Origin of the sequence: Nibribacter ruber (assembly GCF_009913235.1) — a bacterium.
Taxonomy (GTDB): Bacteria; Bacteroidota; Bacteroidia; order Cytophagales; family Hymenobacteraceae; genus Nibribacter; species Nibribacter ruber.
In genome coordinates, this window is the sequence record NZ_CP047897.1 from 4,108,960 (window position 1) to 4,131,925 (window position 22,966).

Genomic DNA, 22,966 nt, shown 5'->3' on the forward strand with positions numbered 1-22,966 from the left:
TACGCTTATGAGTATTTCAAATTTGCCCCTGGTCTCTGTAATCATTCCGTTTTACAATGAAGAAGATTTCCTTTCTGAGGCAATTGACAGTGTTCGGCAGCAGACCTACCCGCATTGGGAAATCATTTTAGTGGATGACGGTTCTACCAACCACAGCCGCGAGATAGCCAAAGGTTATGCCGCTGCGTATCCTCACAAAATCACCTGTGTAGAGCATGAAGGCCACGCCAACAAAGGCGCCGCCGCCAGCCGGAACCTGGGCGTCCGGAGAGCCAAAGGAGAGTTGCTGGCCTTCCTGGACTCAGATGACGTGTGGCTGCCCTTTAAACTAGAAACCCAGGTAGACCTTCTCCAAAAACACCCGGAGGTGGGCATGGTGGCTGAAGCCTCTGAGTATTGGTCTAGTTGGCAGGACCCAGGTAAGCAAGATGTGTTGGTGCCGATTGGCGTAAGTGCAGACCAGGTGTACCCGCCGCTGGAACTTGCCAGAGAACTTTATCCGCTGCAAGCCAAGTCGTGTCCATGCCCCTCGGCTCTTGTCATGACCAGAGAGGCATTTGACAGGTCAGGAGGGTTTGAGGAATCATATATCAATGATTATCAGATGTATGAAGACCAGGCTTTTTTAAGCAAAGTCTACCTGAAGGAAAACGTGTATGTCTCCTCTGCCTGCAACAACCGCTACCGGCAGCGCATTGGTTCGGTAGAGCAATCGGCCAAAGCCAAGGGCTTGTACCCGGCGGCCCGGCAGTACTTCTTGGGATGGTATGAACACTACCTCACCCAGCACAACATCCAGGACCCTGGCCTATGGGCCTTGTTGGAGAAAGCCTTTCTGCCGTACCGACATCCGCAGGAGTACTTCCTGAAACATACTTTGCCCTTGCGTCTGAGAAAACTTCTGAAGAGAGGAATGCACAAACTAGCCGTATCCTAATGCCTGCTGTCACTGTCTTAATGCCCGTATACAATGCTCATAAGTTTCTGAGGGCTGCCCTGGAGAGTATTCTTCAGCAGACGTTCCATGACTTTGAGTGTTTGATTATAGATGACGGGTCTACAGATGACAGCGTGGCTATTGTGCAATCTTACCAAGATCCCCGCATCAGGCTGTACCAGAATGAGCAGAACGTGGGCATTAGCGCCACTTTGAACAAGGGCATTGGATTAGCCACAGCCCCTTACATAGCCCGCATGGACGCCGATGATGTGAGCCACCTGGAACGGTTGCAGAAACAGGTAGATTATCTAAGAATGAACCCAGACTGCGCCCTGGTTTCTGCGGCAGTGAAGGTGATGGATGAAAGCGGCGCCTTCATGAGGGTAGATGATTTTAAAAGCGAGTACTTCTACTACAACCTTACTTTCATCTGCTGGATTTACCACCCCACGGTCATGTACCGCAAAGATGCCGTACAGGCCGTAAATAGGTACACCGCCCTGTACGCCGAAGACTTTGAGTTGTTCTGGCAGCTTTCCAGACGATACCGCATTCATCACCTGCCAGAAGTGTTGCTAGAGTATAGGGTAACCAGTCAAAGCTTGCACCAGGTTCTCAAGAAAGGAGAATACGCCAGGGCCCAGCAGGAACAGATTCTGCGCAACCTGCAATACTACGCCGGACCTGAGTACACGGTACCGCTTACTTTCATAGAATGCTTCCAACACAACTTCACGCCTTTGCTGCAAGAGCAAAGTACCCGTCGCTTAATTGACTGCCTGAAAGAATTGGACTTTCTTACGCATAAGATCCTAGCCAAAGAAAACCCCAACCGCCATAGCCCAAGCATTCAGAAGGCAGCCATGTATAAGAAGCGGTACCTGATTGACTCCTTTCTGCCGTATTTGTCATGGCCCCAGAAAGTATATCTCTTGCTGTCTGCTTTCTCTTTGAAAGACCTGGTGAAATATTTTCTGGTCAAGGCCATGGAAGCACAAAGAAAGGAAACTCCCGAACCAGAACCAGTGCCAGTACCATTCATCCCAGAACTGCTGTTTAACTAACCTTTTCTAACCTATACTGCTAGCCCAGCCATGACCAGAATCCCCAACACACCACCTATCATTCACCCGCTGCCTTCGGCAACGGCTAGGCCGCTATGGTCAGTGATGGTACCGGTGTACAACTGCGGGGCGTTTTTGCGGGAGACCTTGGAAAGCGTGTTGGTCCAAGCCCTGCCAGAGCAGCAGATGCAGATTGAGGTGGTAGATGACGCCAGCAGAGACGTGGATGTAGCGCAATTGGTAGCCGAGGTGGGGAAGGGCCGGATAGGCTATTACAGACAACCAGAAAACGTAGGCAGCCTCCGGAATTTTGAGACCTGCCTGAACCGGGCAAAGGGACACTTGGTGCATTTACTCCACGGCGATGATTTTGTAGCCATCGGTTATTACTACCAAATAACCCAGTTGCTGCACCAGTACCCAGAGGCAGGCGCCGCCTTTTGCCGCTACCGGTGTGTGAATGAGCAAGGGGAGAAAGTCTATGACAAAACTCCTGAACTCACGCATCCTGGTCTTCTGAAAGACTGGCTCCTGAAAATAGGCAAACGTCAGCACGTGCAGTACGTAGCCATGACCGTGCGCCGAAGCGTGTATGAACAACTGGGCGGTTTCTACGGCGTTGAATACGGCGAGGATTGGGAAATGTGGGCCCGCATTGCCAGCCGCTACCCTGTGGCTTACACTCCCCAGATTCTGGCCTTTTATCGGGAGCATACGCATTCCATCTCAGGAGGCAAGTTTGCCACGGGTCAGCACCTACGGGACCTGGCAACAGCCATGACCCTCATTCAAAGGCATCTGCCAGAGAAAGACAAAGCCCAGGTGTTAAGGCAATCAAAGCGGTACTATGCCAAATATGGGTTAAAAGTAGCCAGAAAATTGTGGCACCAGGTACATGACCAGACCGCTACGCTCGCTCAAATGCACCAATCCCTCCAACTCTCCAGGAGTCCCGTCTTTTACCTGCTCAGTTTAAGATTACACGCCATGATGTTGCTTAGAAGGTTATGGAAATAGGAGTGTCTGTGGTTATTTGCACCTTCAACGGTGCCCGCCTTTTACCTAAAACCCTTAGGCATCTGGCCCAGCAGCAAGTGCGGGAAGATATAAAATGGGAGGTCTTGATAGTAGACAATGCTTCTACAGACAATTCTCAGCGGGTGATTTATGATGTTTGGGCCGACAGCCAGACTACGGTTCCCTTAATCATTTTGTACCAGCCGCAGCCGGGGCTCACCCATGCCCGGCACATGGCCATGGAGAACGCCACTTATGACTTCGTGCTCTTCTGTGATGATGACAACTGGCTGGCCCCGGACTATGTAAGCACCGCCTATGGCCTCATGACCCAGAATCCTTCCATTGGCGCTTTGGGTGGCCGCGGCGAGCTGGTCTTTGAAAACAAAGTGCCGCTGTGGGTGAGAGGGCACGGCTTGTTCGCCAACGGTCCGCAGGCAAAGGAGTCTGGTTCCGTGCCTAACAACGTAGTGTACGGCGCGGGCTGCGTCATCAGGAAAACCGCGTATGAAAAAATCGTCAAGGCGCAGTTTCAGCCGCTGCTTGCAGACCGCTTGGGTACCCACCTGAGCGCGGGCGGTGATTATGAACTCTGCTACAACCTGGCGCTGGCCGGGTATTCTATTTGGTATGAAGAAAAGCTCAGGTTCAAACACTTCATGCCCAACAGCCGACTAAGCTGGGAATATACCGTCAGGTTGATAAAGCAGGGCGCCAAGAGTTTTGAAAGCATTGTTCCCTACCGCATCTTCCTGAACAAAGGAGCCAGAGGCCAATTGACTTTCTATCTGTGCCTGGTGCTCATCATGGCCTCTTATGCCCTAAAATGGACCAGGGCATTCCTATCTTACCTGGGCTGCTACTGGCACAAAGAAGAACGGGACTTCTACTTTTTAAAAACCATTTCGGCCAGAGCCAAAATCTCGGCCTTGTTCCCGCACCGGGCATTGTACGCCAACTTCCAACGCATACATGTCTTTGACCAACATCTTCGCAAGGTGCCATCCAAGCAGGAGGAACCTATGGCACAAGATGCTATGGCGGCAGATTTTCCGGAGATGTACATGCCAGTGTGATTTTCGTCTTAGGCTGGAAGGAAAATCTTCGGTTCGTTCTTTAATAGTCCATGAGCGTCGTTTTTGGCCTGTTTTCCAGGAAACAGGCCAAAAACGACGCATGTTGGTTTTTAGTAGCGTTTGGTGATTTTTCTCGTACAAACTCCAGACCCTATGAACCAACGTGTGTGAACCATGGCCTTAGAAGAATATAACCAGAAAAGACATTTTAAGGAGACCCCAGAACCTGCGGGCAAACCAGAAAAAGGAAAAGGAGACCTGCGCTTCGTGGTGCACCGGCACCAGGCCTCCAAGCTGCATTATGATTTCAGGCTGGAACTGGACGGCGTCCTCAAAAGCTGGGCGGTGCCCAAGGGCCCTTCCATGAACCCGGCAGACAAGCGCCTGGCCGTCATGGTAGAAGACCATCCCTTCGCTTACCGCACCTTTGAAGGAGACATTCCAGAAGGTAATTACGGTGCTGGTCATGTAGACATCTGGGACCAGGGTACCTTTCACGCCTTGCAGGCGGCCAACCGCAAAGAAGGCGAAAAGCAGATGCTGCAAGAGTTGGAAGAAGGCAGTCTGCATTTTGTGCTGGAAGGCGAAAAGCTGCAGGGAGAGTTCACGCTCATCAAGATGAAAGGCCGCCAGGAAGACGCGTGGCTGCTGCTCAAAAAGCAAGATGACTTTGCCACAGATCAAACCTACTCGGCAGAAGACTTTGTGGAAGGAACTGCTCCGGCGGCCAAACCCAAAAATCAGAAGAAAGCGGCCACGGCAGCGCCCGAGAAGCCAGCGGGCGCCATGCCCATGCCCCACCTCATAGACCCCATGACCGCCAAACTCACCGATGGCCCTTTTGACGACCCAGCCTGGCTGTTTGAGGTGAAATGGGACGGCTACCGGGCCGTGGCAGAAGTAAAACCCAACCGTCTGGAACTCTACTCGCGCAACGGAAAATCATTCAAAGAGAAATACCAGCCCGTGGTAGAAGCCTTAGAAAAACTGCCGCACCAGGCCGTGTTTGACGGAGAGTTGGTGGTGCTGGATGAGAACGGAAAAGCCGATTTTCAGGCCCTGCAAAATTACCAAAACACGCCTTCAGAGCATTTGTACTACTACATCTTTGACCTGTTGTACCTGGACGGCGAAGACCTCAGAAACCAACCCTTGCTGGCACGTAAGCAGAAACTGGAACAGGTCCTATCTAAGGCCAAAGATCCCTTGCGCTACAGTGAACACCGGGTGGGGGACGGCATCAAATTCTTCAAAGAAGCGCAGAAAGGCCAGTGGGAAGGCATTATGGCCAAAGCCGCCGAGAGCAAGTATTTAACTGGCAAGCGCTCCCAGGACTGGCTCAAGATTAAAACCCATTTACGGCAGGAAGCCATCATTGCCGGGTTTACAGAGCCCAAAGGCAGCCGTGTGCACATTGGCGCGCTGGTGCTGGCCGTGTATGAGGGCAAAGAACTTAAATACGTGGGCCAGAGCGGCAGCGGGTTCAACAAGCAAAGCCTCTCTGAGCTCAAAGCCAAACTGGAGCCGCTGGTACAGAAAAAATCGCCGTTCAAAGAGAAAGTGTCCCTGAGCCGGGACGTGACTTGGGTAAAACCAGAATTGGTCTGCGAACTCTCCTTTGCAGAATGGACCAGTGACGGGCAGATGCGCCAGGCCATTTTTGAAGGACTTAGGGTAGACAAAAAAGCCAAAGAGGTCATTCACGAGCCTACCGTCCCCGCCGAAGAAGCCCGCGTAGAGGAGAGCGCCGGAAAACCAATGAAATCTCAGAAATCAGGCAAAAAAACAGAAGATGCCATGGTCTTGAAACTAAACGGAACAGAAGTACCCATCACGCACCCAGAGAAGTTGTACTGGCCGGAAGAAGGCATCACCAAGGGAGATTTGGTGCAGTATTACCAAACCATGGCAGACACTATTCTCCCATACCTCAAAGACCGGCCAGAATCTCTGCTGCGCAACCCCAACGGCATCGCCAAACCCGGGTTTTTCCAGAAGGATGCTGGGGACCACACGCCGGAATGGGTGGAGACCAAAGCCATCAAAGCAGAGTCCACGGGGCAGGAGGTAGACTACATCATCTGTCAAAACAAAGCCACGCTGGCCTACCTTAACAACCTGGGCTGCATTCAGCTCAACCCTTGGAACTCGCGCCTGCAAAGCATTGACCGTCCAGACTACCTGGTGCTGGACCTGGACCCCGGCGAGAATACCTATGACCAGGTGGTAGAGACGGCTCTGGCGGCCAAAGAAGTGCTGGATGACTTGAAGATACCCGTATACGCTAAAACCTCCGGAGCCACGGGCATGCACTTGTACGTGCCGCTGGCCGCCAAATTCCCCTTTGAAGATGTGAAAGAACTGGCGCTTTTGGTGGCCCAGCGCGTGCATGAGAAATTGCCTAAACTCACCAGTCTGGAGCGTAGCCCCAAAGAGCGCCGCCACCAAATCTACCTGGACTACATGCAAAACGCCATTGCCCAGACCATTGCCGCGCCGTACTGCGTGCGCCCAAAAGCCGGGGCCACCGTGTCTACGCCGCTGCAATGGAAAGAAGTCAAAAAAGGCCTGCATCCGTCGCAGTTTACCATCAAAAACGTACCAGAGCGGGTAGAAAAGCTGGGAGACATTTTTAAACCAGTGTTAGGCGAAGGCATAGACGCGGCCGCTTACCTCAAACAACTAAAGAAATAAACTATGATGAATACCAAAACGAAGAACAAGTGGCTTCTGGCCGGTGCCGGCCTGGGTGGCTTGTTTCTATTCCGTTCTTTTAAACGCAATAAGCGCGAATTTTCCTTTAAAGACCGAACGGTGCTCATTACCGGCGGCAGCCGCGGCCTGGGCCTGGTGCTGGCCAGAACGTTTGCGGAGCAAGGCGCCAAGATAGCCATCTGCTCCCGCACCCAGGACCAACTGGACACCGCCCGCGCCGAATTGGAAGCCGGCGGAGCCACGGTGCTGGCCTTCAACTGTGACGTAGCCGACCAGGAGCAGGTAAAAACCATGATCGCCGAAATAAAGGAAAGGCTGGGACCGGTAGAAGTGCTCATCAACAACGCAGGCGTCATTTCGGCGGGGCCTTTGGAGGAGATGGACGTGCCCGATTTTGAAGAGGCCATGAACATCCATTACTGGGGCGCCCTGTACACCATGTTAGAGGTTATTCCAGACATGAAGGCTCGCGGCGAAGGACGCATAGTAAACATCGCCTCCATTGGCGGCAAGATCAGCGTACCGCACCTGGTGCCCTATAGCGGAAGCAAGTTTGCGCTGGTGGGCATGTCTGAGGGCTTTAGAGCGGAACTCTGCAAGTACGGTCTTTACGTGACCACCATCAACCCGGGGCTCATGCGCACGGGCAGCGCGCGCAACGCCTTCGTGAAAGGTCAGCATGAGAAAGAATATACGGCCTTCGCGCTGTTAGATGCCAACCCGCTCATTTCTCTGGCCGCCGAGGACGCCGCCCGCAAGATTGTGGATGCCGCGCGGTATGGCAAGGCAGAAGAGACGCTGGGCTTGAACGCCAAACTCATGAGCGCCCTGCACGGGCTGTTTCCTGGCACCGTCACCGACTTGCTTTGTGTCATCAACCAGTTCCTGCCAGAGCCGGGCGGCATTGGCAAGGAGCGCGTACGGGGCTATGAAAGCGAGACCCCGCTTACCCAGTCCATCCTGAACGCTCCCAACCGCAAGGCTGCCGCCAAGAACAATGAGTATTGATGCTGGCCTCGTTTTTGGGCTGTTTTCTGGAAAACAGCCCAAAAACGAGGCTGCTACAGCTAAGAATTCACTAGGGGAACTTAAGTACGCTGAGAATTCTTACCTTGTAAAGCTTTTTAACCTACTCAACGTGATTCACCCCAAAACGGAAGTAACTACTATCAGCAGCCATGATTTTGAACAGGCCAGAATAAAGCACGTGCTGTTCAAGTCTAAGCTACGGGCCTTGTTGTTTGGTGCGTCCATAGACCCAGAACCCGTTTTGTCAAACAACGCTTGTTCTCTGGGTCAATGGATTAAGCAAGTGGCTTTCCCACAGCTAGGAGACAGCCCAGACATGCACCGGCTAGACCAGTTGCATGACCAACTGCATGACACGGCCCGCCATTTGTACCAGCTGTACCAAAATGGCAAGCAGGAGCAGGCCCAGGAAGGCCTAGCCCAGGTAGACGCGCTGGCAGATGCCTTCCTACACCTCTTAACGGACATAGAAAAAAAGGCCTTGCTGTAGCTGTAACAACTACCAACTCTTAAGGAAGGCGCCTGCACGGGCGCCTTTTTTTGTGGTTGTCACCAGGGTTTGCACATAACCCTTTTCTCTTCAGGCAAGTAAAAAGAGCATGGGCTTTACACAAAGCCTTTTTGTTCTACTTAAAGAAAAGCACCATGCCAGATCAAAATAAACCAGTAAACGACAAGGACGGCAACAAGTCTGTGTTAAGAACAGACCAGGGCAAGCAAACCGAGCGAGACCGCGAAAGCCAGAGCGACAATGACACGTACAAGCGCTCCATGACCGGGTATGATTCTGCCAAACAGGATGAAAATTTTGACAACACCTCCAGGTTTTCTTCTGAGAACTCACTAGATGAGCGTGACACCAATGACGGGGACGCCAACACAGAGAATAACTTTTAGCAGGAAGCCCTTGGCCCAAGCCAGGGGCTTTTTTGTGCCTCGCCGCCATCCCAAAAAAAGTCTGAAGACAGCTTGGTCAACCTTGTTTTGTAGCTCTTACCTCAAAAACTGGCAGAGTACTTGCTATAAACAGAGAACAATAAGGGTAATAGCAAAGGCGTTGAATTTTCTACCCACGCCTTCTGTTTTAAAATAGATGGAAACGCATATGAAAAAGGTTCTTTTAACAGTACTCACCAGCGTGTTGCTCACTGCTGGTGCCGCAGTGAGCAATCCGTCTGTGGCCGAGGCCAAGGAAGGATCTGCTGCCCAATACACCACCCAGGCAGGGGCCAGAGACATTATCACGGAGATTATTGACGCCATCGGCCTGAAGCCTCGGTTTGAGGTGCGCGCTGCAAATGTGCCCAATGCCGCTGCCACCATTATCAATGGCAAGCGGTACATCCTGTACAATGAACAGTTCCTGAGTGCCGTGAACAACGCGGTACGTACAGACTGGGCCGGGGTGAGCATTCTGGCGCATGAGATTGGCCACCATTTGAATGGGCATACCTTGACCCAGGGCGGCAGCAACATCAATGATGAGCTGGAAGCCGATGAGTTCTCTGGTTTTGTGCTACGCAAGATGGGAGCCAGCTTAAGTGAGACCCAGGCAGCCATTAAAGTGCTGGCAGATGATGAAGACAACCGCACGCATCCAGGAAAGAGCTCACGTTTAGCCGCTATTAACAGAGGCTGGCGCAACGCTGAGAACCAGATCCTGGCCAGTGCCAAGGCGGGTACGCCTACCAGAACGGTGGCCGCTCCGGCGCGTTCTTCTGCCATGGCGTCTGCCGCCCCGGCCGCTACCGCCAGAAGGGCCTCTGCCTCCCGCATGAACAGCCAGTATATTCTGCGCCAGGTAAAACTACAGGGAGCCCCCCAGGAGCGTATTTATGTAACCACGGCCTACAACGTAGTGCGGGAAACCGAAGACGGCCTGCAAGTGATTGGCAAGATGCAGAAGACCAACAGCCGCAACTTCCCCTACGTGCTGGAAAGCCAGTATCTGCCTAACATTTTTGTCACCACAGATGGCCTTTTGCTGAATGAAGACGGCCAACGGGTGGGGGTCTTGACTACCTAAAATATTCCAGAGCCTTGCTCTTTCTTTTTATAGCGCACCCTGCCCAGGGTGCGCTATTTTTTTGTCTGCCAAGAGCGATCTTCGTTTTTGGCCTGTTTTCTGAGAAATAGCCAAAAAACGCATCAGAAAGGGGGCAGCCAGTAGCCCGTATTGGTTTTTGCAGTATCTTCCAGACCATGAAAAAAATAGCTGTCTTCTCATTAGGCCCTTGGTGCGTAGGTATGTGCCTGTTTGCCCTCAGTTTTTCTTCCTGCACCTCGCCGGTTCCGCAGCCTTCCAAAGACCAGGGAACTGGGACCACCTCAACCTCCCAGGTCCTGCGCGACGTAGAAATCCTGGCCGCCGATTCCATGGGTGGTAGACTGCCCAACACGCCGGGCCACGCCAAAGCCCAGAAATATTTGGTGCAGCGGTTCAAAGAGGTGGGGATTCAGCCGTTTGGGCAGAGCTTTGAGCAATTGTTTCAGTTCACGTCCAGGGCCACCAAAGAGCAGGTGCAAGGCGTGAACCTCATAGGCAAGATTGCCGGCAAGTCTGACAAGGCCATCGTGATCACGGCGCATTATGACCACGTAGGCACCCGCAACGGTAAGATCTACAACGGCGCCGATGATGATGCTTCTGGCGTAGGCGCCCTGCTGGCCATTGCCACGTACTACAAAACCCACCAACCTCAGCACACCCTCATTTTTGCCGCCTTTGACGCCGAGGAGCAGGGACTGGCCGGTTCCAAGGCGTTTGTAGAGAAGCTGCCCGTTGCCAAGGAGAACGTCCTCCTGAACGTGAACATGGACATGCTCAGCATATCCAGCGCCAATGAACTGTACGCTTCGGGCGGGTTCCATTATCCATGGCTCAAGGAAATGCTGGACCAGGTACAAGTGCCCGCCGGCTTGACGCTGCTTCAGGGGCATGACCGACCAGAACAAGGCCCCAATGACTGGACCCTGCAGTCTGACCACGGCAGCTTTCACAGACAGCAGATTCCGTTTGTGTATTTCGGGGTGGAAGATCATCCGCATTACCACCAGGAGACAGATGAGTTCAAGAACATCCACCAACCTTTTTACCTGAAAGCGGTAGAGACGGTGCTGCGGGCCGTACAGCTGTTTGATCAGAAATTGCCGCTATAACAGAAACAATATAAAATTTAAAAGTCCCGCCAAGGAAAATTTTCCTCCTTGGCGGGACTTTTTTGTTATACTCTATTTTATAGTGTATTATAGCTGGTTTTCTTAGTTAAATAACCAAAGGTTCTTAATATCGTTAAAGAGCAGAGAGTTTTAAATCTATGTTCCACCAATTAAGAAAGCATGGTTAAGAACCACACGTATGGATTATTACTGCTCATTTTATTTCCGTTTCTAAAGGAGATCACAGGATCTACCACTCCGGCCCCGGCCAAACCAGTTCCTGTAAAAGTGATCACCTTACCTGCACCGCCAACACCGGTAGCAGCTCCCGCCCCAGAAATCATTGAAGTAGACGCCTCTATTTATTACCCAGAAGCAGCTCAGACAGATGATTCCCCATTTATCACGGCAGACGGTTCCCGCATAAACGCGCGCAACCCCAAGAAGCACCGGTGGCTGGCCTTGTCCCGCAACCTGCTCACCAGATGGGGCGGCGACATTGACTACGGCGACTCTGTGAAGGTAACCGGCATTTCAGAAGAACTAGATGGCATATATGTAGTACGAGATGCCATGCACCGCAGAATCAGAAACAGAGTAGACATTCTGGTTGGGCCCAAAGACAAGATCATGGGCTATTGGCAAGACATACAGCTTACTAAGCTATAAGCGCAAGCTCTCCTCACCATACACCCAACCCTAGCCGGTTGGGTTTTTTTGTGCCCTTGCCCTGCCCGCATTAGAGCGGAATACGGAGAAGTATGATGATGTGTTGACCTCCTGAAATATAGAATTTTCAAAATTGGCACGGATTTTTCATTTGAGCATGACAGGAACGCAGGTGTTCAAAAACAGGATAAATCTAAACCAGATGAAAAAGATAATACTAGCAGCGTTGGCTTTGGTGGCCGGTGTCATGACCAATGGGTTTGCCCAGGACGGTGGCTTGAAAGTGGGCTTTAGAGGCGGCTACGGTGCTTCGGGCTGGCAGGGTGAAACCATGAAGAGCGTAGACAATCTGTTGGAGTTCACCAACGGCAACGTGAAGACCAAAATGCGCCAGGGCTTTCATGGCGGCATGTACGTGAGCATACCTATGGGCGCAGGGTTTGAACTGGAGCCCGGCGTACAATATGCGCAAAAAGGAATGGTGCTGGAAGGAACCGTGCCCGGCAACGCCGGCGAATACCTGAACGCCAAAGCCACCATCACCCAGAAATCTGAATACCTGGAAGTGCCTTTGTTAGCCAGGTTGTACGTGGCCGGAGGCTTGAACCTCTTTGCCGGACCGCAGGTGTCGCTGCTCTTGAACAACAAGATAAACGTAAGCGCCGGAGCGCTGGGCATTAACGCCTACAACAATGACTTTGACTGGGATACCGGGCAGCGCCAGGTAGATTTAGGAATGGCCGCCGGTGTTGGATACCAGTTTGCCAATGGCTTGAACGTAAGCGGCAGCTATGATATGGGCTTTACCACCATAGACGCCGATGCCGATTATAAAACCTACAACCACGGCTTTAAAGGCTCAGTGGGCTTCAGGTTCTAAGGCATTGAAAGAATAGTGAATGTGTTATAGGATTAGGTGAAAAGCGGCGGGCATTGCCCGCCGCTTTTTTTATGCCTTGGTTCCTTTTTTGGCAGAGGACCCAGAAGCTTTGGTAGAATTACCGGCGGATTTACCGGCAGCATCACTTGAGTTGGTAGAGGCCGAGGCAGTAGACCCGCTAGTCCCGTTGTTGCCTCCTTTTTTGGTAAGGCCAGACAAGTCCACGTTCTTGGTTAGGCTGGTGATGCCCGCCATGAGCTTGTCTGTAGGAATACGCTTGGTCAATAAACCATACACCAGGGCTGCACCGGCCGCGGCACCCGCCGCATACAAGGCCGTTTTCAAAGGTGTTAGGCCATGGCTGCTGCCGTTAGAAGAGTGGCGCTCATATTGGTCATTGAGGTAAGAAGAATCAGCGGAGGCAGGGTTGCCGGAGCGCATCTGGTGCAGACGCTGCAATACCTCAGAAGAAGCTTCGCGCTGGCGAAGGATGATGCCCCGCACGTCATACGGCAACTCATGGTCCAGAGCGTCACGGTAGGCTTTCTGGGCCCACTCTTCGCCATAAATGTTAGAACCCAGAATGGAGTCTTCGTCACGGCCGGTCAGGGCGGCTTTAAAGTCCATCCACTGGCGGTACAGTTTGCCTTTCATGGTGGTGTCACGCTCTGGGCTGCCGCCGTGGCGCTGAATGATCATGTTCAACTCATTGGCGAACGCCAGGCGCTGCTGTGAGAACTTGCGGTAAATGTCTTTGCGCAGTTCATCTTTAGATTCCTGGGCGGCGCGCTCATAGCCTTCCATCCCGTCATGGACAAACTCGTTGAGTTCTCTTAGAACCGCAACAATCTTTTGGTTTTCGCTTGATGGCATATTCTTGGAGTTAGTTTTCAACTCCTATCAACGTGAACCATCCTTGCAGGGTTAAGCAAAATAGAACTATAGAGGGTAGAGCAAGGAGAAAAGCTAGTCACAGGTGGCAAAGAACTGCAACATGCCGGTGCGGCCGCTCTCCAGCAGGGTTTGCTTGTCTTTCTCAGACAAACGCTTGATTTTGGGCCCGTAACCAGCGGTACTCACAGAGACGGTACGGTCCCAGTCGGCGGGGGTGAGCTCATGGCGGTTGAGGTTTTCTGCCACAATGCGGTAGAAGGCATTTATGTAATCTGAAAAAGATTCAATGGAGTTGGGTGCCAGGCCTTTTCGCTCTCGGTCATAGGCAATCTGGGCTTCATGGTCCAGCCGTATGCCAATGGTTTCTGGGTTGATGAACCGGGTTTTGGGTATTTCGGCTGGGGCGGTTGCGGAAAAGTACTTAGGATGGTCAAACACCATCAGCGGGAAGTCCATGAGCACGCCGCCGTCTACCATCACGTCTGTGACCTGGTTGGGCTGCGGCGTAGGGTACACCCGGCCGGTGCTGTCCATGAAAACCGCCTGAAAAAACATGGGCACCGACATGGAAATCCTCACCGCATCTTTCACGCGCATGGTAGGATACGTCTCATGGCTGAAAACCTCGGTGCGCTGCCTGGATAAGTTGGTGCCCGTGATGTACAAATCCCTGCAGCCGTTTTTACCCGCCAGCGCATGTAGTTCCTGAAAGGTCAAATCTGGGTTACCCGTGCGTTTTTCAATGAGGCTAGAAATCCATTGCGTGAATTTTTCGCCGCGGTACCAGCCGTAGCGGTTGGCCATGCGCGTAAAGCCGCCAATGAACAAAAAACGCCCGTCGGCAAACTTCTGGATGGGCGTCTCAAAGGTCACCTTGGTAATTTCCTCGGGCGTATAGCCCACGGCCAGCAAACAAGCCTGTATGGCCCCCGCCGAGGTGCCGGCAATCCGTTCAATGGGCTGCAACAACCCACGCTTGTCTAGCTCGGCCAACGCCCCTCCATACGCAATGCCCCTGATGCCGCCGCCTTCCAGGGCCAGGTTCTTGTAGACGTGGGTAGGAGAGGTAGACTGGGCTTGTAGTTGAAAAGATAGTGCAAAAGCAGTAAGTAGGAAACAGAAGGAAAGGCGTTTTTCGGCAATTTTCCGGAAAACAGGGCAAAAACGGAAGGGCATAGGTGCTGGATGAAAATTAGGAAGGAAAGATACTCAATCGGTTAAGCATTACAGGTATCTCTACCGGCCCAATATTTTAAATAGCGCCGAAGGCCAAAAAGCAGAGAGGCCGTTTTTAGCCTGTTTCTCAGAAAACAAGCCAAAAACGGCATTTAAAATTCTAAGACCTAACGTCTAGCGTCTTACAATCAATCCACCTCAAACTCCATGGGCAAATTGAACGGCAGTTGGCGGCGTTTGCTGCGGCCGTTCAAGTCTGCTAGAAACGTGTTGAGCGTGTCTTGGTACTCCAGGTGATAGTCCTCGTGCAGGTGCTTTCTAATGAGCATGATGGTGCGCAAGACTAAGCGGGCGGTGGCTACATAGAAGGTCTTGTAGATGCTCTCAAACTGCCCCGTAAAATTGTCAAAGATGAGTTGCAGCAGGTAAAGGTGCAGTTCTATTTCGCCTTTGCGGTCTTTGGTGATGCGCTGGTACCGGCTAATTTCCTGGTTGGCTTTTTTGAGACCTCGGCTGAGGGCCTTGCTCAGGCTTCTTCCCGAGACCGTGAACATGATCTCATGAATGGCCTCAGAACTGCGTTCAAAAATGGTCTCCAGGGTGATGTCGTCCAGCAGTTCAAAGGCCAGCGTGTCGTAGGCTTCGGCGTCTTTGCGCACCAACCGCAGAATCAGGGCCTCCTTTTCTTTCTCACTCAGCTTTTTCACGGCCTGCTTAAACGGGGCAGAAGGTACGGGCATGCTTGTTAATTAGAAATTAAGAATTAGAAATTAGAAATGAAGAATACTTGGGAAATCTGGCTTCGCTCAAATCTTTAGCAAAAGTACGGGTTTGTTAGCAATTGCGTTCATAGAAGCTTGGTTATGAGGCGAATTTCTTTCAACTAGAGGTTCTGGAGCTTCTTTCTAATGCAGTGTGGGTTGGTCTTAATTTGAGCGTTGGAAGAAGTCTTACGTTTTAAATCTTATGCCTTGTATCTACCAAAAAGAGAAGTCTTGTGCCTTGCATTTTGTGTCTTGCGTCTGATAACTCGTAATTTGAGGCCTTAACAGAGTAAACCTACCATGAGCCATAAAGAAAGAGTAGCCGGCATACGGCAGCAGATGCGCGAACAGGGAGTGAGCGCGTACATCATCCCTTCGGCAGACCCGCACATAAGTGAATACGTACCAGATCATTACAAATGCATTGCCTTCGCCTCGGGCTTTACGGGTTCTGCGGGTACGCTGGTCATCACTCAGGACTTTGCCGGTCTCTGGACCGATGCCCGCTATTTTGAGCAGGCCGAGGAGCAGTTAGCCAACTCGGGCTTTGAACTGGTGAAACTGAAAGTGCAGCACGCCCCAGAGTATATCCAGTGGCTGGCCAGCCGCCTTAAAAGCGGGGAAACCGTTGCGTTTGACGGCCGGCTGATGTCTTTGCTTCTGGCGCAACTGCTGCAACAGCAACTGGGCACCAGAGGCATTCAGCTGGCAAGCACCCAGGATTTTCTGGATGAGATCTGGGCCGATAGACCCGCCCTGCCCACGGCGCCGGCTTACCTGTTGGATGAAAACATCACCGGCAAGGCCCTGGAAGAAAAACTGCAGGAAGTGCGCGCCGCCCTGCAACAAGCCAACGCCGACTATCACCTCATTTCGTCTCTGGATGATATTGCCTGGCTCTTTAACCTGCGCGGCAGCGATGTGAAAGCCAATCCCGTGGTGCTGAGTTTTGCCATCATCAGTGCCCAGAGTGTGACCCTTTTCATTGAGGAAAGTAAACTTAGCCAAGAAAGCAAAGCCCGTTTAGAAAAGGCCGGTGTTACGCTTCAGGCGTATGAGGCCGTGTCGCAGGCCTTGAATGGGTTGCCCGCTGCCAAGACCATTTTCCTGGACCCCAAGCGCACCTGCCAGACCATGTTTGAGCAATTGCCCGCCCAGATGCCCGTAGTGCAGGACACTAATCCGTCTACCGTGCTCAAAGCGGTAAAGAACGAGGTAGAGGCACAGCACACCAGAACCACCATGATCAAAGACGGCGTGGCCCTGACGCGTTTCTTTAAATGGCTGGAAGAAAACCTGGAGAAGGAAGAAATTACCGAAATGTCCCTAGCCGATCAGTTGCGCGCCTTCAGAGCAGAGCAGGACGGTTTTGTGGGCGAAAGCTTTGACACCATTGCCGGCTACCGTGAGCACGGCGCTTTGCCGCATTACAAAGCCACCCCAGAAAGCGACGTAGCCTTAAAAGCCGAAGGGTTGTTTTTGCTAGACTCAGGTGGGCAGTACCAGACCGGCACCACAGACATTACGCGCGTCATCTCCCTGGGCAACCTCACCGAAGAGGAAAAAACGGACTATACGCTGGTCTTGAAAGGCATGATTGACGGCTCCACGGCCCGCTTCCCGAAGGGCACACGCGGTTACCAGATTGACGCCATCACCCGCAAGCCGCTTTGGGACCACGCCCGCAACTACGGCCACGGTACCGGCCACGGCGTTGGCTTCTTCCTGAACGTGCACGAAGGACCGCATGTCTTCAACCCTACGCCCACGCCCATTGACATAGAACTGGGCATGATTACCTCAGTGGAGCCTGGCATTTACCGCCCCGGCCGCTATGGTATTCGCATTGAAAATTTGGTCTTGACCATTACCGATGAAGTAAACGAGTTTGCCGAATTCTACACCTTTGAGACCTTGACCCAGTTCCTGATTGACACGGCCCCCGTAGACAAAAACCTCCTAGAACCGCACCAAGTTGAATGGCTCAACCGCTACAACCAAGGCGTGGTAGAGAAACTAGGCCCGCATTTGAGCGCTGAGGAACTGGCTTGGCTGAAGGAAAAAGCGAAGGCTATATAATTTCATAAATACTTTAAAAAAGAGCGTCAGGTATCCTGATGCTCTTTTTCATTTTTGGCTTATTTTCTAGAGAATAGACTAAAACGAAAGTCTAAGAAAAAATATAGTTGTCAATTTTTCGGTTGTGGCGGGGTGATGGAAGCGCTTGATTTGTGGTATAAACCATGTAACGCTATGAACCACTACACCACCTTCTTACAGCTTCATCAACAAGCAGCACCGTTCCTGTTGGGCAACGCCTGGAACGCATCTAGTGCGCAGGCCTTGGAGAAAGCCGGCTACAAGGCCTTAGGTACCTCCAGCGCCGCTATCGCCCATTCCCTGGGTTATCATGATGGGGAGCAGATGCCCTTTTCTGAATTGGTTTTTATGGTGTCCAGAATAGTGCAGAGCGTGAACCTGCCGGTATCTGTAGACATTGAAACCGGCTACGCAGACACGCCAGACGAGATTGCCGACAACATACAGCAACTGTCCCACTTGGGCGTGGTGGGCATCAACTTAGAAGATTCTACCGTGGTAGGCGCCAGAACCCTACAGCCGGCAGAGAGCTTCGCGCAGAAAGTGAAGCGGGTAAAATACCTTCTCACAGAAAAGCGGGTACTCGTCTTTTTGAACATCAGGACAGATGCGTTTTTGCTGGGCCATGAAGATGCTCTAAGGGAGACCCTCTACCGGATTAACCTGTACCACGCCGCCGGCGCCGATGGGATCTTTGTCCCCGGGCTGGTGCACGCAGAGGACATTCTTCAGGTCACGGCTTCTACTGCATTGCCCGTCAATGTGATGAGTCTGCCGGCCCTGGCATCTTTTGAGGAGTTGCAGGCGTGCGGCGTGAAGCGGGTGAGCATGGGCAACTTCGGGCACCAGGCGGTGTACCGCCAGATGGAGAATCAGATGCAGATGATTAATACCTCCAAGTCTTTCTCATCTTTGTATTGATATGGAAACCGCGCTTCAACCTACCCCAGACGAAATCTTCTACCAGGCCCTGGTGGCCAAGGACGTTAGTTATGAAGGAACGTTCATTGCGGGTGTGAAAACCACGGGCATCTTCTGCCGGCCCACCTGCACGGCGCGCAAACCCAAACGCGAAAACGTGGAATTCTTCAAGACCACCAAAGAGGCCATCTTGCACGGGTACCGTCCTTGTAAAGTGTGCTCCCCACTGGAGAAGATGGGGGAGACGCCCGGGTACATTCAGGAGATTCTGCAGGAAATCAGCCGGGACCCTTCCGTCAAGTTCAAAGACTGGGATTTGGAGCAACGGGGCATTGAGCCCAGCAAAATAAGGCGTTGGTTTTTAAAGAATCATGGCATCACGTTTCACGCGTACCAACGTATGTGTCGCATCAACTCGGCATTCAAGAAGATACAGAGCGGAGAGGCGGTGACGGCTGTGGCGTTTGACTCGGGGTATGATTCCTTGAGCGGTTTTACAGATTCTTTCAAGTCTATCTTTGGCGTGGCCCCTTCACTCAGTAAAGAACAGCGCATTATTCACCTCACCCGCTTGCAGACGCCTTTGGGTACCATGTATGCCAGCGCCGTAGAAGAAGGCATTTGCTTGCTGGAGTTTACTGACCGCCGTATGCTGGAGACGGAATTCAAGGCGTTGACTAAACTGTTAAACGGCACCATCGTGCAAGGCGATAGTCCTTATTTTGCGCAACTGAATCATGAACTGGAAGAGTACTTCGCTGGCCAACGCAAGACCTTTACCGTTCCTTTGTATTCACCGGGCACGCCGTTCCAACAGCAGGTATGGCAGGTGTTGCAAGAAATTCCCTATGGTACCACGCGCTCGTATAAACAGCAGTCCATCGCCTTGAACAATCTGGGTGCCATCAGGGCAGTGGCGCAAGCCAATGGCATGAACCGCATTTCCATCTTAATCCCCTGTCATCGCGTCATTGGCGAAGACGGCAGCCTGACGGGCTACGGCGGCGGCTTGTGGCGCAAGAAATGGCTGTTGGACCTGGAACGCGAGCATACCCCAGTTGAAGTAAAAGCAGGTCAGCAAGTGGCGTTGTTTTAAATCTCGATACTAATAAAGTTTACCACTCGCTCGCGTTCCGCGAGTGTGAGTTATGGGAGACGTCCTGTCGCTAGGCAAGTAGCAAAGTGACCAAGTCAAATTATAGCGGCCAGAGGCCAATCGTACTTTACACACGCGGGACGCGAGCGAATGTAAACGGATCGGGCTGACTCTTGCAGAGAGTCAGCCCGATCCGTTTTTGGCTTATTTTCAGCAAAAGAGGCTAAAAACGATTTGTTTACTTCTTCGGCATGTATTTGTCACGCACAGCTTTGAACTCAGAACCGGCTTTCCACTGGGGCCATTCATTGGAGAAGGCCAGGCGTCTGCCCAACTGGTACAAGAGTTGTAAGTCTGCCACGGCGCCGTCCATCTTGAAAGCCTCATTCACTTGGTCGTTGGGTTTGTGGTAGATGTTGGCGGTGAAGTCTTCCAGTAGTTTCTTGCCCTTCTCTTTTCCTAGGGCAATATGGTCGGTGCCCATGCCGGTGAACAAGGCCGGTACGCCGGTTCTGGCGAAGTTGAAATGGTCAGAACGGTAGTACAAGCCAGCCTCGGGTTTAGGATCCCGGGCAATGTAGCGGCCTGCTTTCTTGGCTTCTTCGGCTAGCATTTCTTCCAACTCAGACTGACCCATGCCTATGAGCACAATGTCTTTTGTAGCCCCAAACGGATTGAGCATGTCCATGTTCAAATTGGCCACGGTTTTCTCTTTGGCAAACACCGGGTTGTCTGCATAGTGCGCAGAACCCAACAACCCTTGCTCCTCGGCGGTTACTGATAAAAATACCACCGTTCTGCCTGGCTTTTGCCCGCTAGCTTTAAATGCTTTGGCCACAGCTAACAGACCGGCGGTACCGCTGGCGTTGTCGGCGGCGCCATTGTAGATGCTGTCGTTCTGGTCGTTTTTCTTGCCAATGCCCAAATGGTCCCAGTGCGCCGAGTAAACGATGGCCTCCTCTGGACGTTTCTCGCCCGTAATCTTGGCGATGAAGTTGTACGATTTGTCATACTTGGTCTTGGCTTGTAGAGAGGTGCTCACGGTCAAACCCAAAGTCCCGCCCTTGAAACTCGGCTTGGCCGCGCGGGTCAGTTCGGCTTGGTAGTTTTTGCCGGCGGCGGCAAATAGCTTTTCAGCGACTGGCGTGGTAATCCAGCCTTCCATGGCGTTGCGGTGCACGTCTTTGCCTTTGGGAGCGAGGTAGAATTTGGAGGTGTTCCAGTTGTTCTGCACGATCTTGAAACCGTAGCCGGCAGGTTCATCAGCGTGAACAATCAAACAGCCTTTGGCTCCCTGGCGGGCGGCTTCTTCTAATTTATAAGTCCAGCGGCCGTAGTAGGTCATGGTCTTGCCTTTGAAGAAGGTGGTGTCCTCAGAGTAGAAGCCCGGGTCACTCACGATTACCACGGCAATCTTGTCTTTCACATCCAGCCCAGCGTAGTCGTTCCACTTGTATTCTGGCGCCACAATCCCGAAGCCCGCAAACACCAACTCGGCGTCCTTGATGGTTACGTTCTCATCTGTGCGCCTAGCCCAGATCGCGTAGTCTTCCAGCCCTTTCAAGGTCATTGTCTGTTTGCCCTTCACGGTCATGGTAGGCGCGGCGGTAGACGTGATTTCCACCATGGGTACTTCCTGCAGGAAGCTGTTGCCGTTGCCCGGTTCCAGGCCCAGCGCTTTGGCTTCTTTCTCCAGATAGGCCAGGGTTTTCTTCTCTCCAGAGGTGAACGGCTTGCGGCCTTCCATCTCATCAGCGGCAATGGCGGTCACGTAGGTTTTGTAACTGTCCAGGGTGACTTCTGCGCCTGTTGCTTCAGCAGTAGCGGTAGTAGTGGTGGAATTTTTAGAGCCTCCAGATTGGCAGCCGGCCAAAAGACCGATGCTCAAGGGAATGGCCCAGAAATGCGTGCGTTTGAACATAGTTTATTGGTTTGGTGAGGTTGGTTATGATGGGAAAATAAACATTAATCATCAGCCTAAAAACCTGCAATAGAAATGCGCTGCCGTTTTTGGTCCTTTTTCCAGGAAACAAGCCTAAAACGAAACCAATGCACGGAATAAATGGCAAATAAAAAGGGCTTCCACCTTTAGGTGCAAGCCCTTTTGTATTAGAAAATTACCTTATTAGTGAAGGGTATTCTGTACGTCTTGGTTGTTCAGGTACTCTCTATTGCCCAGGTTGCTTAGATTGTCCAAATCGCCACGGGTTTTAGCTGCGTTTACACCGTTCTTTTTGGAGTTGTTGTTCACCAGGGCAAGGACGGCGGCACCAGCAGCCAGGGCCAACACTCCGGTTTTCACGGGGTTGGTTTTGGCGCGGGTGTACAGGCTGGTTTTCATGACATAGCCTTTGTGGTTGCCGCGTACATCGCCGTCTTTAGAAGGCTGGTGCAGAGAACCTCTTTTGTTGGTTGGTGCCTCATCTACTAACTGGGCATCAGACATCATTTTGGAGCTGATCCAATCCATCAGACCCGGGAAGCGTTTGTTCAGGGCGCTCATCATTTTGGCTCCGCCGCCTACCATGATATCCCGGAACGGATGCTCGGCGGCTTCTAAAATGGCGTTGGCTACTTCTTCTGGCGTATAAACCGGCGGCGGAAGGGTCAACGCTTTGTCTGTATAGTTCTTGGCGTGGTCTGGGTAGGGCGTGTCAATGCCGGCGGGTTTGATGAGCGTCACCGAGATAGGGGCTTTGTCTTCCATCAATTCAATGCGAAGGGCGTCTGTGAAGCCTTTCACGGCGTGCTTGCTGGAGGCGTACATGCCCTGCAGCGGAATAGACACGTCAGACACCTCACTGCCCACGTTGATGATGGCGCCTCCTCTGCTTCTCAAATGGCGGGCGGCGGCCAGCGAGCCATAGACTACGCCCCAAAAGTTAGTGTCAAACAGACGACGGTTGTCTTCATCGGTGACCTCGTCCAGGCGACCGTAAATGGAAACCCCGGCATCGTTCACCCAGGTGTCAAACCCTCCGAACTCCCGCATGGCCACATCCACAATCCACTGCACCTCCTCTTGTCGGCCCACGTCTGCCACACAGTGACGCGCCTCGCCGCCGGCATTTCTAATCTCCTGCTCAATCTGTTCCAGAGCCTCGCGGTTGCGGGCGGCCAACACTACTTTTGCTCCTTTTTTGGCCGCAGCCTTGGCCGTGGCTAACCCTATGCCGCTAGAAGCGCCTGTGATGACAATAACTTGATTCTTTAATGGCTTTAATGCAATTCCCATACTTCTAAAATTAAATGAGTTACTCAAATTCAAGTGTTTACCTCATTTCTTACGGGGTCGAATTTCAATTGATACACAAAAAATGCAAGCCTCACTAAGTTAATTAGATGCCATTTAGCCTATATAGCAAGTCAGTTTTTTTCGAAATAGAGGCTTGTAGGTCAGAGAAAAGTGGGGTAAAACAAATTTATGGACCACGGCGTAAGCGCCCACTTGTGTCCACACGCATTG

General features: G+C 52.1%; 20 protein-coding genes. 15 read left to right on the forward strand and 5 right to left on the reverse strand.

Annotated features, from left to right (window positions below):
* Positions 1-7: 7 nt before the first annotated feature.
* The 12 genes from GU926_RS17345 to GU926_RS17400 all read left to right on the forward strand — a co-directional run bounded on the left by GU926_RS17345 (position 8) and on the right by GU926_RS17400 (position 12,549).
* Positions 8-937, forward strand: a complete 930-nt coding sequence (locus GU926_RS17345) for a glycosyltransferase family 2 protein (protein WP_160694127.1) — start codon at positions 8-10, stop codon at positions 935-937.
* Positions 937-2,004 carry a glycosyltransferase family 2 protein gene (locus tag GU926_RS17350; protein ID WP_262886147.1) on the forward strand — a complete coding sequence of 356 codons (1,068 nt, stop codon included), beginning with the start codon at positions 937-939 and terminating at the stop codon, positions 2,002-2,004. Before GU926_RS17345 ends, GU926_RS17350 begins: the two co-directional genes overlap by 1 nt.
* Before the next feature lie 30 nt (positions 2,005-2,034).
* Positions 2,035-3,021, forward strand: coding sequence for a glycosyltransferase family 2 protein (locus tag GU926_RS17355; protein WP_232058372.1), 987 nt, complete (start codon positions 2,035-2,037; stop codon positions 3,019-3,021).
* The gene (locus GU926_RS17360; RefSeq protein ID WP_160694131.1) at positions 3,012-4,097 is read left to right on the forward strand and encodes a glycosyltransferase; all 1,086 of its coding nucleotides are present in this window, start codon (positions 3,012-3,014) and stop codon (positions 4,095-4,097) included. Before GU926_RS17355 ends, GU926_RS17360 begins: the two co-directional genes overlap by 10 nt.
* Before the next feature lie 174 nt (positions 4,098-4,271).
* Positions 4,272-6,791 (forward strand): DNA ligase D, encoded by a 2,520-nt coding sequence (ligD, locus tag GU926_RS17365; RefSeq protein WP_160694133.1) that lies wholly within the window; start codon positions 4,272-4,274, stop codon positions 6,789-6,791.
* A 3-nt stretch (positions 6,792-6,794) separates the two neighbouring features.
* Positions 6,795-7,820, forward strand: coding sequence for an SDR family NAD(P)-dependent oxidoreductase (locus GU926_RS17370; RefSeq protein WP_160694135.1), 1,026 nt, complete (start codon positions 6,795-6,797; stop codon positions 7,818-7,820).
* Positions 7,821-7,950: 130 nt separating this feature from the next.
* Positions 7,951-8,331, forward strand: coding sequence for a CZB domain-containing protein (locus GU926_RS17375; protein ID WP_160694137.1), 381 nt, complete (start codon positions 7,951-7,953; stop codon positions 8,329-8,331).
* Positions 8,332-8,486: 155 nt separating this feature from the next.
* The gene (locus GU926_RS17380) at positions 8,487-8,738 is read left to right on the forward strand and encodes a hypothetical protein (RefSeq protein ID WP_160694139.1); all 252 of its coding nucleotides are present in this window, start codon (positions 8,487-8,489) and stop codon (positions 8,736-8,738) included.
* Between the two features lie 208 nt (positions 8,739-8,946).
* Positions 8,947-9,867: a M48 family metalloprotease gene (locus tag GU926_RS17385; RefSeq protein WP_160694141.1), complete on the forward strand. Its 921-nt coding sequence runs from the start codon at positions 8,947-8,949 to the stop codon at positions 9,865-9,867.
* A gap of 176 nt (positions 9,868-10,043) precedes the next feature.
* Positions 10,044-11,000: a M20/M25/M40 family metallo-hydrolase gene (locus GU926_RS17390; RefSeq protein ID WP_198001437.1), complete on the forward strand. Its 957-nt coding sequence runs from the start codon at positions 10,044-10,046 to the stop codon at positions 10,998-11,000.
* 180 nt (positions 11,001-11,180) lie between these two features.
* On the forward strand, positions 11,181-11,669 hold the full coding sequence (locus tag GU926_RS17395) for an RlpA-like double-psi beta-barrel domain-containing protein (RefSeq protein ID WP_160694143.1): 489 nt from the start codon (positions 11,181-11,183) through the stop codon (positions 11,667-11,669).
* 202 nt (positions 11,670-11,871) lie between these two features.
* Positions 11,872-12,549: a porin family protein gene (locus GU926_RS17400; RefSeq protein WP_160694145.1), complete on the forward strand. Its 678-nt coding sequence runs from the start codon at positions 11,872-11,874 to the stop codon at positions 12,547-12,549.
* 69 nt (positions 12,550-12,618) lie between these two features.
* Here GU926_RS17400 and GU926_RS17405 read toward each other — a convergent pair whose 3' ends face one another.
* From GU926_RS17405 to GU926_RS17415, 3 genes are all read right to left on the reverse strand, one after another.
* Positions 12,619-13,422 carry a ferritin-like domain-containing protein gene (locus GU926_RS17405; protein WP_160694147.1) on the reverse strand — a complete coding sequence of 268 codons (804 nt, stop codon included), beginning with the start codon at positions 13,420-13,422 and terminating at the stop codon, positions 12,619-12,621.
* Between the two features lie 93 nt (positions 13,423-13,515).
* Complete coding sequence (locus GU926_RS17410; RefSeq protein ID WP_160694149.1) at positions 13,516-14,619, reverse strand: patatin-like phospholipase family protein; 1,104 nt, start codon at positions 14,617-14,619, stop codon at positions 13,516-13,518.
* Between the two features lie 188 nt (positions 14,620-14,807).
* Complete coding sequence (locus GU926_RS17415) at positions 14,808-15,359, reverse strand: hypothetical protein (protein ID WP_160694151.1); 552 nt, start codon at positions 15,357-15,359, stop codon at positions 14,808-14,810.
* Positions 15,360-15,683: 324 nt separating this feature from the next.
* Here GU926_RS17415 and GU926_RS17420 point away from each other — a divergent pair, with 324 nt between their 5' ends.
* The 3 genes from GU926_RS17420 to GU926_RS17430 all read left to right on the forward strand — a co-directional run bounded on the left by GU926_RS17420 (position 15,684) and on the right by GU926_RS17430 (position 19,500).
* Positions 15,684-17,462 carry an aminopeptidase P family protein gene (locus tag GU926_RS17420; RefSeq protein ID WP_160694153.1) on the forward strand — a complete coding sequence of 593 codons (1,779 nt, stop codon included), beginning with the start codon at positions 15,684-15,686 and terminating at the stop codon, positions 17,460-17,462.
* A 174-nt stretch (positions 17,463-17,636) separates the two neighbouring features.
* A complete protein-coding gene (locus tag GU926_RS17425; RefSeq protein ID WP_160694155.1) occupies positions 17,637-18,404 on the forward strand; it encodes an isocitrate lyase/PEP mutase family protein in 768 nt (255 codons plus the stop codon).
* Position 18,405: 1 nt separating this feature from the next.
* On the forward strand, positions 18,406-19,500 hold the full coding sequence (locus GU926_RS17430; RefSeq protein ID WP_160694157.1) for a bifunctional transcriptional activator/DNA repair enzyme AdaA: 1,095 nt from the start codon (positions 18,406-18,408) through the stop codon (positions 19,498-19,500).
* Positions 19,501-19,738: 238 nt separating this feature from the next.
* Here the strand turns inward: GU926_RS17430 and GU926_RS17435 are convergent, their stop codons facing one another.
* Positions 19,739-21,421, reverse strand: a complete 1,683-nt coding sequence (locus GU926_RS17435; RefSeq protein ID WP_160694159.1) for a M28 family metallopeptidase — start codon at positions 21,419-21,421, stop codon at positions 19,739-19,741.
* A gap of 204 nt (positions 21,422-21,625) precedes the next feature.
* Entirely contained in the window at positions 21,626-22,735 is a 1,110-nt protein-coding gene (locus GU926_RS17440) for an SDR family oxidoreductase (RefSeq protein ID WP_160694161.1), read from the reverse strand.
* Positions 22,736-22,966: the final 231 nt, after the last annotated feature.